The organism is Klebsiella sp. BIGb0407, assembly GCF_024807845.1.
In the GTDB taxonomy this organism is placed as follows: Bacteria; Pseudomonadota; Gammaproteobacteria; order Enterobacterales; family Enterobacteriaceae; genus JGM124.
Genome location: NZ_JANUEQ010000005.1, coordinates 400,006 through 415,769, shown reverse-complemented (window position 1 = coordinate 415,769; position 15,764 = coordinate 400,006). Strand labels below are relative to the sequence as shown.

11 protein-coding genes are annotated in these 15,764 nt (G+C 41.8%); 5 read left to right on the top strand and 6 right to left on the bottom strand.

What is annotated here, in order from left to right; translation table 11 throughout:
* Window positions 1-35 precede the first annotated feature (35 nt).
* On the bottom strand, window positions 36-440 hold the full coding sequence (locus M2387_RS17135) for an OsmC family protein (RefSeq protein ID WP_259051115.1): 405 nt from the start codon (window positions 438-440) through the stop codon (window positions 36-38).
* A gap of 309 nt (window positions 441-749) precedes the next feature.
* Here M2387_RS17135 and crp point away from each other — a divergent pair, with 309 nt between their 5' ends.
* Together crp and M2387_RS17125 are read left to right on the top strand one after the other, a co-directional pair.
* Entirely contained in the window at window positions 750-1,382 is a 633-nt protein-coding gene (gene crp / locus M2387_RS17130; protein ID WP_011412109.1) for a cAMP-activated global transcriptional regulator CRP, read from the top strand.
* Window positions 1,383-1,487: 105 nt separating this feature from the next.
* Window positions 1,488-3,575 carry a YccS/YhfK family putative transporter gene (locus M2387_RS17125; RefSeq protein ID WP_259051114.1) on the top strand — a complete coding sequence of 696 codons (2,088 nt, stop codon included), beginning with the start codon at window positions 1,488-1,490 and terminating at the stop codon, window positions 3,573-3,575.
* Here the strand turns inward: M2387_RS17125 and argD are convergent.
* The 4 genes from argD to ppiA form a co-directional block, all read right to left on the bottom strand.
* Entirely contained in the window at window positions 3,572-4,798 is a 1,227-nt protein-coding gene (gene argD, locus M2387_RS17120; RefSeq protein WP_259051113.1) for a bifunctional acetylornithine/succinyldiaminopimelate transaminase, read from the bottom strand. The genes M2387_RS17125 and argD overlap by 4 nt on opposite strands.
* Window positions 4,799-4,886: 88 nt before the next feature.
* Window positions 4,887-5,450 carry an aminodeoxychorismate synthase component 2 gene (gene pabA, locus M2387_RS17115; RefSeq protein WP_259051111.1) on the bottom strand — a complete coding sequence of 188 codons (564 nt, stop codon included), beginning with the start codon at window positions 5,448-5,450 and terminating at the stop codon, window positions 4,887-4,889.
* A gap of 95 nt (window positions 5,451-5,545) precedes the next feature.
* A complete protein-coding gene (locus tag M2387_RS17110) occupies window positions 5,546-6,310 on the bottom strand; it encodes an N-acetylmuramoyl-L-alanine amidase (protein WP_259051159.1) in 765 nt (254 codons plus the stop codon).
* 405 nt (window positions 6,311-6,715) lie between these two features.
* Window positions 6,716-7,288, bottom strand: coding sequence for a peptidylprolyl isomerase A (gene ppiA, locus M2387_RS17105; protein WP_259051110.1), 573 nt, complete (start codon window positions 7,286-7,288; stop codon window positions 6,716-6,718).
* Between the two features lie 285 nt (window positions 7,289-7,573).
* On the opposite strand from ppiA, the gene tsgA reads away from it, so the two are divergent.
* A complete protein-coding gene (gene tsgA / locus M2387_RS17100) occupies window positions 7,574-8,758 on the top strand; it encodes an MFS transporter TsgA (RefSeq protein WP_259051109.1) in 1,185 nt (394 codons plus the stop codon).
* A 100-nt stretch (window positions 8,759-8,858) separates the two neighbouring features.
* Here tsgA and M2387_RS17095 read toward each other — a convergent pair whose 3' ends face one another.
* On the bottom strand, window positions 8,859-9,245 hold the full coding sequence (locus M2387_RS17095; RefSeq protein WP_259051106.1) for a hypothetical protein: 387 nt from the start codon (window positions 9,243-9,245) through the stop codon (window positions 8,859-8,861).
* Window positions 9,246-9,595: 350 nt separating this feature from the next.
* Here M2387_RS17095 and cysG point away from each other — a divergent pair, with 350 nt between their 5' ends.
* Window positions 9,596-10,969 (top strand): siroheme synthase CysG, encoded by a 1,374-nt coding sequence (gene cysG / locus M2387_RS17090; RefSeq protein ID WP_259051104.1) that lies wholly within the window; start codon window positions 9,596-9,598, stop codon window positions 10,967-10,969.
* Window positions 10,970-11,441: 472 nt separating this feature from the next.
* The gene (locus tag M2387_RS17085) at window positions 11,442-15,758 is read left to right on the top strand and encodes a hypothetical protein (RefSeq protein WP_259051102.1); all 4,317 of its coding nucleotides are present in this window, start codon (window positions 11,442-11,444) and stop codon (window positions 15,756-15,758) included.
* The last annotated feature ends 6 nt before the right edge of the window (window positions 15,759-15,764 follow it).

Sequence of the window (15,764 nt, the reverse complement as noted above, 5' to 3'; positions counted from 1 at the left end):
AACTGAAGGGCGGAGTTTCCCGCCCTCCATTCGTTTTATGCCTCAATAATTTCATAGCTATGCGTGATATTCGCGGCTTTTTCTAGCATCAAGGCGACTGAGCAGTATTTCTCTGCTGATAGCTCAACAGCACGTGCCACGGCACTCTCTTTCAGCGCATTACCGCTCACAATGAAGTGCAAATTAATATGGGTAAATAAACGCGGGGCTTCTTCGCGACGTTCAGAAGTCAGCTTTACTTCACAATGAGTCACGGAGTGACGTCCTTTTTGTAAAATAGAGACCACATCAATCGCACTACAACCACCCGCTGCCATCAACACCATTTCCATCGGGCTCGGTGCTTTATCTCCAGCATTACCATCCATCAAAATTTGATGACCCGAAGCAGACTCACCAATAAAAGTCAGCCCCTCAACCCATTTTACACGCGCCTGCATGATAACGACTCCTGCCAGATAGAATTTGTTTACCAGTCCGCTAAAAAAAGGCCTGGATATGACGACACAGGTCAAGCTGAAACGAGACAATAGGAGACACTCGTTAAAAGCTATGTTACAACACTTTAGATGCTACATCGAAACAGTGATGTGAAACATGTATGCAGAGCAAAATGACTAACTACAGGCTATATAACGACTCTGCCCACGACTAATCAGAATGTAGTAAGATTCACTATTGCAACGTCAAAGACAGACGCTGTTTTGTCTTGTCTCTGGCAGCCAGTTTATAACAGAGGATAATCACGCATGGTGCTTGGCAAACCGCAAACAGACCCTACTTTAGAATGGTTCTTGTCCCATTGCCACATTCATAAATATCCATCCAAAAGTACGCTCATCCACCAGGGTGAAAAAGCGGAGACTCTTTACTATATCGTTAAAGGCTCCGTCGCCGTTTTGATTAAGGATGAAGAAGGGAAAGAGATGATCCTCTCTTATCTGAATCAAGGTGATTTTATTGGTGAACTGGGCTTGTTCGAGGAAGGCCAGGAGCGTAGTGCTTGGGTGCGGGCGAAAACTGCTTGTGAAGTTGCTGAAATTTCATATAAAAAATTCCGTCAGCTGATCCAGGTTAACCCAGACATTCTGATGAGACTTTCTTCTCAGATGGCTAGCCGCCTTCAGGTGACGTCAGAAAAAGTGGGGAACCTCGCTTTCCTTGATGTAACAGGGCGTATCGCGCAGACTTTACTCAACCTGGCTAAACAACCTGATGCGATGACCCACCCTGACGGAATGCAGATTAAAATAACACGTCAAGAGATTGGTCAAATCGTTGGCTGTTCTCGAGAAACTGTTGGCCGTATTCTGAAAATGCTGGAAGATCAAAACCTGATCTCCGCACACGGTAAAACTATCGTGGTTTATGGTACACGTTAATTAGTCTTAAAGGGGTGTACTGCTTCTGTAGCGCACCCCTTTTAGCTTCATCAGAACCCATGCTCTTGTTACCCCATCCGCCTCCTACCTGAACGATAATTGTCTATGTGGCGCCGACTTATTTATCACCCGGAAGTAAATTACGCACTCCGCCAGACTCTGGTACTCTGTCTTCCCGTTATTGTGGGTTTACTGACCGATAATCTGATTTATGGCCTGCTGTTTGCGTTGGTTCCTGCCTGTTGTAATCTCGCAGGTTTAGATACCCCCCACAGACATTTCTTTAAGCGTCTAATCATGGGCGCCAGCCTGTTTGCATTCTGTAGTCTGATAATGCAGCTACTGCTGGCTTATACCAGTATCCCTTTACCGATTATCCTGCTGATGATGGCGCTGTCATTAGGTATCTGCGCTGAAGTCGGCCCGCTTACTGCACGCCTGCTTCCTGCCTCGCTGGTAGTAGCTATTTTTACCCTGGCGATGGCGGGTAATATGCCAATATGGAAACCCATCGCTTTGTATATTACCGGCACTATCTGGTATGGGGTTTTTAACTGGTTCTGGTTCCGGTTATGGCGCGAACAACCGCTGCGGGAATCATTGAGTCAGCTCTATCGGCTACTGGGTGATTATTGTGAAGCTAAGTACAGCTCACTGGATAAACATACTGACCCTAAAGTTTCATTGCCCCCCTTGTTGATTCGTCAGCAAAAGACGGTGGATATGATAACCCAGTGTTATCAGCAGCTGCATATGCTGTCAGGAAGTAAGCGCCAGGAATACAAACGCCTGTTACGCATTTTTCAGGTAGCGATTGATTTACAAGAACATATTTCAGTCAGCTTGTATCAACCAGAAGAAGTACAAAGACTGATTAATCAGAGTAACGCAGATGCCGTGATCCGCTGGAATGCACAAACCATTGCCAGCAGATTACGTGTTCTGGCTGATGATATTCTCTATCACCATAATCCCGACCGTTTTAATATGACCAAGCAAATTTCTGCTCTGGAGAAAATTGCCCGTCAGCATCCGGATAACTCCGCGGCACATTTTTGCTATTCTCATCTCAGTCGTATCGCGCGCGCCTTGCGTACGCAAAGACCTTTGTATATCCGTGATTTGATGAGTCATGAGCCACGACGTTTAACTGTTTTCCAGACACTTAAAAGCTATTGTTCATTTAAATCAGCGGCCTTACGTAATGCAGCCAGACTAGGCGTGATGCTAATCGTAGCCAGTTTGTTAGGCGCCTATCTGCATCTGCCCAAATCTTACTGGATTCTGATGACGGTGATATTCGTCACCCAAAATGGCTACGGGGCAACCAGGGTACGTATTGTAAATAGGGCTGCCGGGACTATCGCCGGATTATGTATTGCCGGGGCAGCATTACACTTTCATATCGCGAGCAGCTATACCCTGCTCACGATGCTGGTCATTACCCTGGTAAGTTATCTGTATATTCGTAAGAGTTATGGCTGGGCCACTATTGGTTTTACCGTGACAGCAGTTTATACCTTGCAATTGATTACCCTGAATGCCGAACAATTTATTATTCCGCGCTTAATTGATACTCTGCTCGGCTGCCTGATTGCCTTCGGCGGTTTGATCTGGCTGTGGCCACAGTGGCAAAGTGGACTGTTGCGTCAAAATGCGCACGATGCCCTGAGCGCCTATCAGGAAGCACTTAAATTAATTCTTGGGCCTGATCCACAGCCGACTCCACTCTCTTATCAGAGAATGCGCGTCAATCAGGCGCACAATACCCTGTTCAACTCATTTAACCAGGCAATGCAAGAACCTGGATTTAATAGCCGCTATCTTGCTGATATGAGGCTCTGGGTTACACACAGCCAGTTTGTTGTTGATCATATTAATGCGATGACCGGCCTGACACGGGAAAAAGGGGAGCTATCAGCTGAGCAGAAACAGCATTATTTCCAGCTCTGTGACAAGGCATTACAAAGCTGCCAGCAACGGCTCGATTATGATGGCACCGAGGATAGCGAGAGTACGGAGGAAAAGGCTAAGCTGGATGGTGCTCAGATTTCAGAGGCTCCACGTACGGCCACTGAACTACATTTACAACGCATTCTGGGTCATCTGAGCACCATGCATTCAATTTCTTCGGTAGCCTGGAAAGAGCGGCCTCATGGATGGATAGGCCGCCATTTGCAAAACTCACATTAGTTACTGTGAACGACTACCTCGGCAACGGCGCGTGCAAAACGCGCCATACCTTCATCGATATCTGCAGTATCTATATTCAGTGCCGGAGCAAAGCGCATGACGTCAGGCCCGGCATTAAGCACCATCACTCCTGCTTTCGCCGCTGCATGTAAGAACTCACGGGCACGTCCTTTATACGCAGGCTTTAGCTCAGCGCCAATGAGCAAACCCATCCCACGGATATCTTCAAAAATAGCGTATTGATCGTTAATTTGCTGTAAGTGTTTAACAAACTGCTGACGCCTGGTGGTAACACCCTGGAGTAATTCAGGGGTATTAATGATATCAAATGCCGCACTGGCAACGGCACAAGCCAGCGGATTACCGCCATAGGTAGAGCCATGAGTACCGGCATGGAAAACGGAAGCAATTTCATTCGTGGTCAGCATCGCGCTTACCGGGAAGCCTCCACCGAGCGCTTTGGCGCTGGTAAGAATATCTGGCGTCACGCCGTAATTCATATAAGCAAACAGCTCACCCGTGCGCCCCATACCCGACTGAACTTCATCGAATACCAGCAAAGCATCATGCTCATCACACAGCGTACGCAAGCCTTGTAAAAATTCAGGCGTTGCAGCGGTGACACCGCCCTCACCCTGGATAGGCTCAACGACTACCGCACAAGTATGGTCATCCATTATTGCTTTGACCGCAGCGAGGTCGTTAAAAGGTACGTGGACAATATCAGCCGGTTTCGGACCGAAACCATCAGAGTATTTAGCCTGACCGCCTACCGAAACCGTAAACAGGGAACGACCATGGAACGCATTGTAAAAGGCAATAATCTTGCTTTTAAACGGGCTGTGCCGAGTAGAGGCATAGTAACGAGCAAGCTTAAATGCTGTTTCATTCGCTTCAGTACCCGAGTTGAGAAATACCACTTTCTCAGCAAAAGTGGCCTCTGTCAGCTTACGAGCCAGCTTTAATGCAGGCTCATTCGTAAAGACATTGCTGGTATGCCAAAGTGTTTCACCCTGGCTTTTCAGCGCCTCCACGAGGACTGGATGGCAATGGCCCAGTGCAGTAACCGCAATTCCGCCTGCAAAATCAACATACTCTTTGTTCTGCTGATCCCAGACTCGGCTACCTTTACCCTTCACCGGAATAAATTCCGCTGGTGCATAAATTGGCAGTATGACTTCGTCGAATGTAGCCCGGGTTACTGCTGGTTGTTCAGTTGCCATTTCATTATCCATCCATTTACACACTGATTAGAATTGAAAATATAGTCATAAAATATGAATAAAAAATCAAATTAAGGCAAGTAAGAATTTAACCGGCAAGGAAATTAGCCAGTAAAGCATGCCCTTGTTCACTCAGAATGCTCTCCGGATGAAACTGCACCCCTTCAACAGCCAGAGAACGATGTCGAATTCCCATGATTTCATGCTTATCCGTCCAGGCAGTTATTTCAAACTCATCCGGTAGTGTGCTCGGTTCTATCACCAAGGAGTGATAACGCGTGACGGTCAAAGGGTTCTTCAGATCCCGAAATACACCCTGCCCGTTATGCACTATCTCTGATGTCTTACCATGCATAACATGAGCGGCACGCACAATCGTTGCACCAAATGCCTGGGCTATCGCCTGATGCCCCAGACAAACCCCTAACAGAGGAATTTGCCCGGAAAATTGACGAATGGCAGCAAGTGAAATACCCGCTTCATTGGGTGTACAGGGCCCAGGAGAAATTACCAGCCTTTGTGGCGCGAGCTGCTCTATTTCTGCAAGCGTTATCTCGTCATTACGCTTAACGACAACATCGGCCCCTAACTCGCAAAAATACTGATAGAGGTTCCAGGTGAATGAATCGTAGTTATCAATAAGCAGTAACATGTCAGCTCCGGTGCTAAAAAGAACCGCGCCATTCTATGCGTTTTTCGGGATAGCGTCATGGTTCCTTAAAGGAAAGGGCTGACCCAATCAGCAAACTAAGTATACTTTTCCACTAAGGCATACAATATGGCTGCTGTTTCAACATCAATCTTGCCACTGTAGTCTGCAGGCCGGAAATGGAGCTGAAAAGCACGTATTAAGTCTTTCAGGCCACTCGGGCGTGTGACCCCTGCTACGTCGTAGCCATAGGTTTTTAGTTTGCTGATGATGTCATCTGTTGATGGCATAGTCTGACTAAACTGTGTCGTATATTTTACTTTGGTGCTTTCGTCATACCATGCTCCTGCACCTGCCTCAGAAAGCTGCTGCCAGGGAAAAGCGGCTCCCGGATCGCTCTTACGACCTGGCGCAATATCTGAATGCCCGATAACGTTAACCGGGCTGATATCGGGATAACGCTGAATGATATTGGCAGCCAGTTGTTTAACAGCCGTAATTTGCTGGGGGTGAAAGGGTGGAAACGTAAAATGCCCCTGTCCGTCATCTGTCGCCAGATTAACGATTTCTACACCAATAGAGGTATCATTGAGGTTATTACGCCCACGCCAGAAACTGACTCCGGCATGCCAGGCACGATCTTTTTCATCTACCAGGTTCAAAATTTTTATATCTGTATTACCTTTTTCACGGTATGACGGGTCAGAAGGGTCGGGAATCAGATAATGTGCGCTGACTCCCCCTTGTGTTAAGAGTTCTACCGATTTTTTGAAGTTAGCGGCTGTGAAATGTATGACCAGAAAACGCACCCGCTCGCCAAAATTTCTTACAGCACGGTAACTATTGCGATCAATGGGAATCAATTTCATGGTTTCGCATTCAACAGTACTGTCTGCTTGCCCGATTCCACAGAGTTTTTCCAGAATCATATTCTGCTTTTTCGGGCTCTCTTCCTGAGTAGTAAAACGAATACTTTTCGTTACCGGAGTAATGGTCGGAACAATACCCTTTTCAATCCTTTCTAACGGCATATGTTGTCACCTCATGATAAAACCCAGTTACATCCAATATTACAGATATAAAGATATAGCTTTATCTTCATGTGATAACTTTCACTTTTCACTCATTAAGACAAAAAATGCATAATAAACAATTAATTATAATTAACTAAATAGTAATACTCAGGATAAGTATCGTTGATGCGGGATAATTGAGGGCAACAGAAAAGTCAGACTACGCGGCATGAGTTTCCGCGCAGTCCGCAGAAATTAAGGCAGAACCTTCGCTGAAATAATCACGATAGGTTTTGATGGAACATTCTGATAAGGGCCAACGTCACGAGTCGGGACATGAGAAATTTTTTCTGCAACGTCCATTCCGTTAATGACCTTACCAAAAACAGCGTAACCGAAGTCTCTCTGCCCATGATCGAGGAAGGCATTATCGGCAACGTTGATAAAGAACTGACTGGTTGCACTGTCTTTATCTGCGGTACGAGCCATAGAAATGGTACCACGGGTATTACGCAGCCCGTTATCAGCCTCATTTTTGATAGGCGGATTCGGTTGCTTCTGATTCATATCCTCAGTAAAACCCCCGCCCTGAATCATAAATCCAGGAATAACGCGGTGGAATGAGGTGTTGTTGTAAAAGCCGCTGTTAACGTAATCGAGAAAGTTTTTTACTGAAACTGGCGCTTTTTGGCTATTTAACTCAAGCTCAATATTGCCAGCGGAGGTTGTCAACAGAACGCGAGGATCACCTTTTGCAGCTAACGCCGCAGGCGAAAGTGCGGAAAGAGCAAATACAGCTGCAACAGCCGCCAGTGTCGATTTGAGCATGGAAAATTCCTTACGAAGGCAGTGAATGAAGCAAGTCGTTTGATTGTAAAGACGAGGAGCAGCGGGTGCCAGCCATTTACGGTTATTTACTTTCACATAAATCAATAGATTACTGTGAAATCTCTACCATCCGGAACCAAAGTACGCGATAGGAACTTTGAATTCAAAAGCTTTTTTTCGTAAAAAGAGTGACATTTTATTTAAAAAAATCACATTAGTGACTAGACTGATCACTATCATACGCTGTCAATGCGTTTTACATTTCTATTCTTTTTGGACTCCCTAATGAACAGTATCAGCCGAAATCGTCTGCTCTGGATAAGTTTCTTGTCTTATGCACTAACCGGTGCGCTAGTTATTGTCACTGGTATGGTCATGGGCGATATTGCAGAGTACTTTAATCTGCCAGTTTCCAGCATGAGTAATACCTTTACCTTCCTGAATGCCGGTATCTTGATTGCCATCTTCCTGAATGCCTGGCTGATGGAAATCATCCCGCTGAAAACACAGTTACGTTTCGGTTTTCTACTGATGGTGCTGGCAATAGCGGGTCTGGTATTCGGTCATAGTCTGGCTATTTTCTCTGCGTCCATGTTCGTACTCGGAGTGGTCAGCGGTATCACGATGTCTATCGGTACTTTCCTGATAACCCAGATGTATGAAGGTCGTCAGCGTGGTTCTCGCCTGCTGTTCACTGACTCATTCTTCAGTATGGCAGGGATGATATTTCCTATGGTCGCTGCCTTTTTACTGGCACGTAGTATTGACTGGTACTGGGTCTATATCTGTATCGGACTGATTTACGTTGCTATCTTCCTGCTAACCCTGGGTTGTACCTTCCCTGCCCTGGGTAAGCATGCCGTGGTTGAGAATAAGCCTGTAGCCAAAGAAAAATGGGGAATTGGTGTTCTGTTCCTCGCTATCGCTGCACTGTGCTACATCCTCGGCCAGCTTGGTTTTATTTCATGGGTTCCGGAATACGCCAAAACGCTGGGAATGGATATTAACGAAGCCGGTCAGCTGGTAGGTAATTTCTGGCTGTCTTATATGTTGGGTATGTGGGCATTCAGTTTTATTCTGCGCTTCTTCGATTTGCAACGCATTCTGATGGTACTGGTCGGTGCTTCAGCGATACTGATGTACCTGTTTAATCACGGTGAGCCAAATCATCTGGCATGGTTCATTCTGGCTCTGGGCTTTTTCTCCAGCGCAATTTACACCACGATTATTACTCTTGGATCATTACAAACCAAAATTGCTTCGCCAAAACTGGTTAACTTTATTCTGACCTGCGGCACCGTTGGTACAATGCTAACCTTCGTAGTAACGGGCCCAATCGTTGCCAGCAGCGGTCCTCATGCGGCACTGACAACCGCGAATGCCCTGTATGCTGTGACATTCGTAATGTGTGTATTGCTGGCATTTGTCAGTAAACATCACAAAAATCAGCCAGCAGAAACTAAGAAATAATGATTATCTACTTCCCCTTAGCTCCTCAGGGCTAAGGGGAAATTTTCAATATCGCTACTCCCACTAGCGGCCCTGCCTCTCTCTGACTTTCCCATGAATATCACCCGCGCCCTGCCTTACAATCAGCGCTTTTAGTAATACCTTGTAGCTCCTGAATCCGACTTTTATAACGATACCAGGTACTGGGATAAGCCACCGCGACACTCACCAGGCTGGTAAGTTCTAAGGAAGCATTCTGGCAGTCATTCTCTGAATAACGGGAGGCTCCTGCCGCTCTTTTCTTCCGATGAGCATAAGCAGAATAGGCCATATCATGTGCCTCATCAGCATTAGCAGAAGTACGTTCGGTATTTGGAGCAACGATCTCCTGCCTGAGCGACTCATAAGAAGTATTGCTGATGCTACCTATAGGAAAAGAAACATTCGTGGAATAGGTATCAGACAGGCTTGATATCAAATAATGGCTTACCCCACTCATTATAAACATAATGATTTCCTTGGATTAGTGTATAGCAACCCTTCATAGACATATCTGCTGGTGAATATGAAATTCATATTGATTGAGCGTTCGGGAACAGACTACCAACAATAACAGGCCAAAAATGTCATAAATCGCCTTTATAACTGTCTTTATATCCGGTTAACTGTTGTTTTTAATCAAGGTAGTATGGCCTGATAAATCAGTACTATGGGTTTAATCATTTTCAGACTTAACCATAAGCGATATAAAATTTTTTTCCCATTAACCCTCAGGTTTCATCATTGTATTCATCCGTTCGGGTTATTGATATGCTAGGGAAAAAAGTGGTCATTATTGGTATTTATTGAGGATTTAATGTGGAGCACCTGCCTATATTTTGTCAGTTACGTGGCCGCGCTTGCCTGTTAGTTGGCGGCGGCGCTGTTGCTGAACGCAAAGCACGTTTGTTACTGGATGCAGGTGCGAGCCTTACCGTAAATGCCCTGCAATTTTCCCCTCAGTTTTTGGTCTGGTCTGAACAAGGGATGCTCAGGTTAGTAGAAGGTGATTTTTTACCTGCCTTACTGGATAATTGCTGGCTGGCCATTGCTGCAACAGATGACGATATCGTCAATCAGCACGTCAGTGACGCGTCCGACGAACGCCGTATTTTTTGTAACGTCGTCGATGCGCCAAAGCAAGCCAGTTTCATTATGCCCTCTATCATCGATCGTTCACCACTGATGGTGGCTATTTCGTCTGGTGGAACCTCCCCCGTCCTTGCTCGCTTACTACGAGAAAAACTTGAATCTATTTTGCCATTACATCTCGGTAAAATTGCGGCCTATGCAGGTGCATTGCGTGGACGAGTGAAAGAAAAATTCTCCACCATGGCCGAACGCCGTATGTTCTGGGAAAAATTCTTCACGAATGACAGGCTGGCACAATACCTTGCCAATGACGATAAACAAGCGGTTGACCAGGAAACAGCGTCACTATTTTCTGCGCCCCTCGATAATCGGGGTGAAGTCGTTCTGGTCGGAGCGGGTCCTGGAGATGCAGGTTTGCTGACATTAAAAGGTCTGCAGCAAATTCAGCAAGCCGATGTCGTGGTTTACGACAGACTAGTTTCTGACGATATTATGAATCTTGTCCGCCGTGATGCCGATCGTGTCTTCGTGGGCAAACGTGCTGGCTTCCACTGCGTACCCCAGTCTGAGATAAACCAAATTCTGCTGAATGAAGCGAAAAAAGGAAAACGTGTTGTCAGATTAAAAGGTGGCGATCCGTTTATCTTTGGCAGGGGTGGTGAAGAACTCGAAACGCTCTGTCACGAGAATATTCCTTTCTCTGTCGTACCGGGCATTACCGCAGCCTCAGGCTGTTCGGCTTATTCCGGTATTCCACTGACACACCGTGATTACGCCCAGAGCGTACGTCTGGTCACCGGGCATTTGAAAAATGGTGATGAGCTGGACTGGGCAAATCTGGCAGCAGAAAAACAAACCCTGGTCTTCTATATGGGACTGGGTCAGGCGGCCTTTATCCAGCAACAGTTAATCGCACATGGTATGAAAGCGACGACACCTGTCGCATTGGTAGAGAATGGAACGGCGGTGAATCAACGGGTTGTGGATGGCAAACTTAATCAGTTAGGTGATCTGGCAAAACAAGTTGAGAGCCCGGCGCTGATCATTGTCGGGGCCGTCGTCGGTCTGCGCAGCAAGTTAAACTGGTTCTCAAATCATTAGCAGGAACCTGGTAGTACATTGACTCTCCTCCCCTCAAATGAACGGCACCCCAAAAGTTGGATACCCAACGGAGTAAGGTGCATTTTATAATACAGAATTAATGTCTCTCAATATATGACCCTCTATGGTCAATTACGTACGTCCTGCAAATACTCCCCACAACCCCGTTAATACAAAGTGACTGCTATTAATTAAACACTCTTATTATTCGCATTATTTTATACTCATAATAGTAGCGAAATATTAAAAAAAATCGATTTAATTACGGGAATAATACCAGCGGTACGAAACCACTCATCATGATCAGCGGCGTCGAAGATCAACCCATTATTAGTATTTCTACTTATATATTTACTCGCTTTTAATACGACAGTTTTGTTCGATGCACCCGTCACACTTAAATATTTCTGTATATTTCATTCCCAAATATTAACCTAAAAAATAATCTTATATTAATAAAGGAGTTATTAATATGCATAATTCGATTACTTATCAGCACTCATATATAGTACCAAAAGATCATCATAACTTACTTGAAATAAATAATAATAACACCCACCAGCCTGAAGGAGGTGTCCTCAGAAACCTTATTTCAGTCTCTGCTTTATCAGAAATGATATCATTTCATCACTGTTTCAACTACATCCAACAAAACGGTAAAAGATTCTTAGCAAATTTAAGCTCCATGTGTTCAATAAAATCATTATCACTACAGAGAAACGAAGATATTGAACTCACTGCAATATGTATACAAGGTGCTCATCTCATAGCAGAATCAGAAAACCTTCGCAATATAAAACAAGAATCCAGTCGAAAACCATGTTATTTAAACTTAACGTCAAAACAAGCAGTGTTAAGTGGATTATTATTCAGTGGTGCAGCGGTGGGAAGCCTTGCATTTTTTAAATGGTATAACTCCGAGAATGATAACTCCATTAGAGAATATATTATAAATCCATTTTTAACACCCCATTCCTCTTATTATAACAGAGATAATAATCACGAAAATTTCAATCCAGATCGGCTGAAGATGAGAATAGTTGAGCTGTTGAGAGAAAATCGCTTATCCTCATCCAATAAATATACCGCGCATGATATTGAGGAATACTTAAGCATTAAAGAAATATCTAATTCAGAATACAAAAAAGAGTTGGAAATAATAAGTAAGCTCTCTGTTCCTGATTTCGAAAATTTAATTTATGATAAACCCAAAGATCAAAAATCACGGCTAACTCGTGAGCTCAGTACCAGCTATGATTTTATCGACCATATACCAAACTATATTTTAGAAATCATACAAGATAGATATCTCGACTGGCGATTTCGCAACGAGATTGATATTATTTTCAGGATTGCAGAAACGTCTTTCGATGTAAATAAGTCTCGTTCTAAAAATGAAAAAAATATAAATCTCCTGCTGAAATTTATACAACTGACCTATTATTTCCTCGATAAAAACAAAAAAGATCACCTAAACAACAGTTCATATAAATTAGCTAAAATAGTCTTAGAAAGACTATGTACCATAGTCAGCCATATTAATGATAACATCGAAGAAACGAGAAGTTATATTGATGTAAAAAATATATTTCTTTTCATTGAAATGAATCTGTGTAAAAGAAAAAAAGATAAATATCATCATGGTACAAACAAGGTGAACATATCCTCAGCAGAGGGTTTTTCCCCTTTTGTCCACTATATTCGTGATAAGAAAATATACATACCAAAAAAGAAAAATAATAAAATCAATGAAGAACATCATTTTGATGATGTTCAAATAGTACCGATGACTGAATGTTATAAAGAACGGGAAAACTTAAATTCCTCAAGTATTTTAAGAGTTATAAGTAAAGCTTTGATAAATCCTATTACCTGTGTCATTGATGAAGGAATGATTCTTTTTCAGTACAAATATTTAGGAGAGGGATGCAAGGATAATAGCGAGCTTATTAAAACATTAAAAGAAATAGAATTTAAATTAAGTGAGATATCATCATTGCACCCTCAAATTGCTTACGTTACAAATCTAGCTCATTCATATTCAAGTATATTTGATATAATAGCTGACGCTATAGATAATAAAAATATTTCAGCAGACAAAATTGAAAAGCTAACAGATTCATCACTTTCACTTTTGAACATATTAGTCTCATCTGCACTCCAGTCACACAGTGAAATGTCAGAATCTGAAATAAACTCACTGACAAAACCTATTTCATTTAGTAAAAATGAACTTTATATACGCACAAAAAACCCAGATAAACTTATTGAAACCAGACAACAATACAATCACTTTGTTGATGTAAAAAATGGCAATTTTTTATTTTTTGAGAAAACAAAAGGATGGATTGAAAATAAAGACATCCGTTTTAATTACATGGTAAAAAATACCATGAGCCTTGCAAGTAAAAAATGGAAAAACACAAAAAATTTATCTTTTATTATAAATAAATCATCTGATTTTTATCAGGATGCTATTTTAGTCAATGAGGGTAAATCATCTTATGTTCTAATGAATGAAAAATTCAATCCCGTAAAAGAAATCCAATATAACGATCATGATTACAGGTATATGGTAGGCGATCACTTGGGTGAATATACTATTCCAATTATCTATAAAGGAGGTCGATGGTACCCTGAAGATAAGACATCATTAGCTGTTAGCGACAGTGTTATAGATTTAGTTCATGAACCAGCCATAAAAAACAAACTCTCCAGTTCACAGATTAAAAATAGCAATGTCAGTCCATTAACCTTAGGAAGACAAACACAACTCGATATTAATAATAACAAATATTTAAAGATCGATAACGAATACTATTTACTAAAAATGGATGACTCAGCTTCCTATTACATTGAAGGGTCACGAGGTATTCTCCCTTTAACAAAAAAAGAAGGGAAATACACTATAAGAACCAGGGACTCAGATGGCATTATTGGCATGAGTAGAGAAAAGATAGTAAATAACGTGCCCGGTCTCACCGATAAAGAGATTTTTTTTGATGAAACTGTACTTGTTGAACTAAAAAAAAGTAACTTATTAAAAATGAATTTATTAAGAACCGGTCATTATCCAGAAAAAATAAGCAATTTCAATATGATGGGGATTTCTCACTCAAAAAATATTGATGGTGCCCTTTCCCTCAGAGATGTTGATTATTTTAATATTAATGGTTTCCTTATCAAAGTAAAGTCTCATGGTGATGATACCTATACATTACATATTGATGATGAAAATGTTTTTCCACCAGTATTGATCTATAGGAATGTCCAAAGTAATACTTACTATTTAAAAAAAAATGAAGATAGTTATAACCAAGTTTATAAAACCAAGGAAATGGGCTGTTCGGTAAAGAGACAAATATTTCCATTGTGTGGTGCAAAATATTATGAAACTGCAGAGCTGGCCTCCCTACTTAAAACAAATAAAGATCATGGGGTTCACATCAAAGACGCTAAAGAAAAAATGGATAATGTAGAAAATATTGCAGGGTTATACCGGAAAAAAGATACTGGAGAATTTTTCTATTCCTATAATAAAGATATTTTCTTTCACGTAGCTCTGGAGAATAAAATGTTACCAGACATCATTCCAAAATTTTTTTCTATCTATGCTAAAAAAAACACGGGGGGAATTGATCCTTACGCTTTGATTACCCCCGTATGTATCGTAAAAAAATTTGGAACCAAAGAAATAGTCATGAGTACACAAATGGAAGCAAACAGAATTATTCTTGGTGTAAGTACAGAAACGTCGAACAAAATACTCACATGGAATAGAAAAAACTTTCATGGCCGAAAATTAGATAAGGGTTTTTTAGAAAGACTACCATATTTATTATCTCAAAATAAACGAACTCAAGAAATAAATAATATTTTAAAAGGACAAGGAAAAAAAACAGTTACTCCTCTTGCAGTAGTAGATAGCCTTATGAGAAATAAAATAAAATTAATCTCTCCACAGGATGACTGGGTTAAATTATTAAGCCTCGATGAAGTATCAAAAAATGAGCATTTAAAAACAGTCTCTGAAATAGGAAACGAAGCATTTTTAAACGTGCTCACTATGTTAAATAAAGCAAAAGGACAAACAAAGGAATCTATATTTAATTTTTGCATTAAAAAATTAAATATATTAGATGTGAATGCACAGGAGTTATTTTATTCCGGATTAGTAAAACGGATGGATCATATTAGTACTATTCTAAATGAAAATGACACTAGTAATATTATTTTTATTATTCGTGATCCATCCGGAACTAAGCCCTCAGTAGCACCTAAAGCCGATCTTACCCTTCTTGGATTTACTGTACCTGCTGATCCTTTGGACAGAATAGTTATCAACATGCTTATTATACCCGAGAAATATAATTCTGCTTCAGATGCAGGAAATACTGTACCAGGATTTATGCGACGCTCTATGTATGTTAATAATATAGGTGATACTATGCTCCATGAAGCAGTGCATGCTACTGGTGAAACAAAAGAATTAGTCTATATAGATTCAAAAATATCAGGGCATATGCCGCGGATCGCCAAAACCATTGATCATTTAGTCGATGTGATAGGCGCAGATAAAATGATTAAAGGATTTCCGGAACTCAGTAAGTTATATTTTTCAAGCAATTCCGTGTACCATGATGTCAATCTTGAAGATATACTTCTCCCCGATAATCTCCATAAAATTTTTCTCATAGATAATAGTTACAAAGCACTTATACTTCTAAATTCACCTGACCTGTTCACAGCTATAATTAGGGATATATCGGAAATAACCTCTGGTGCATAACATATG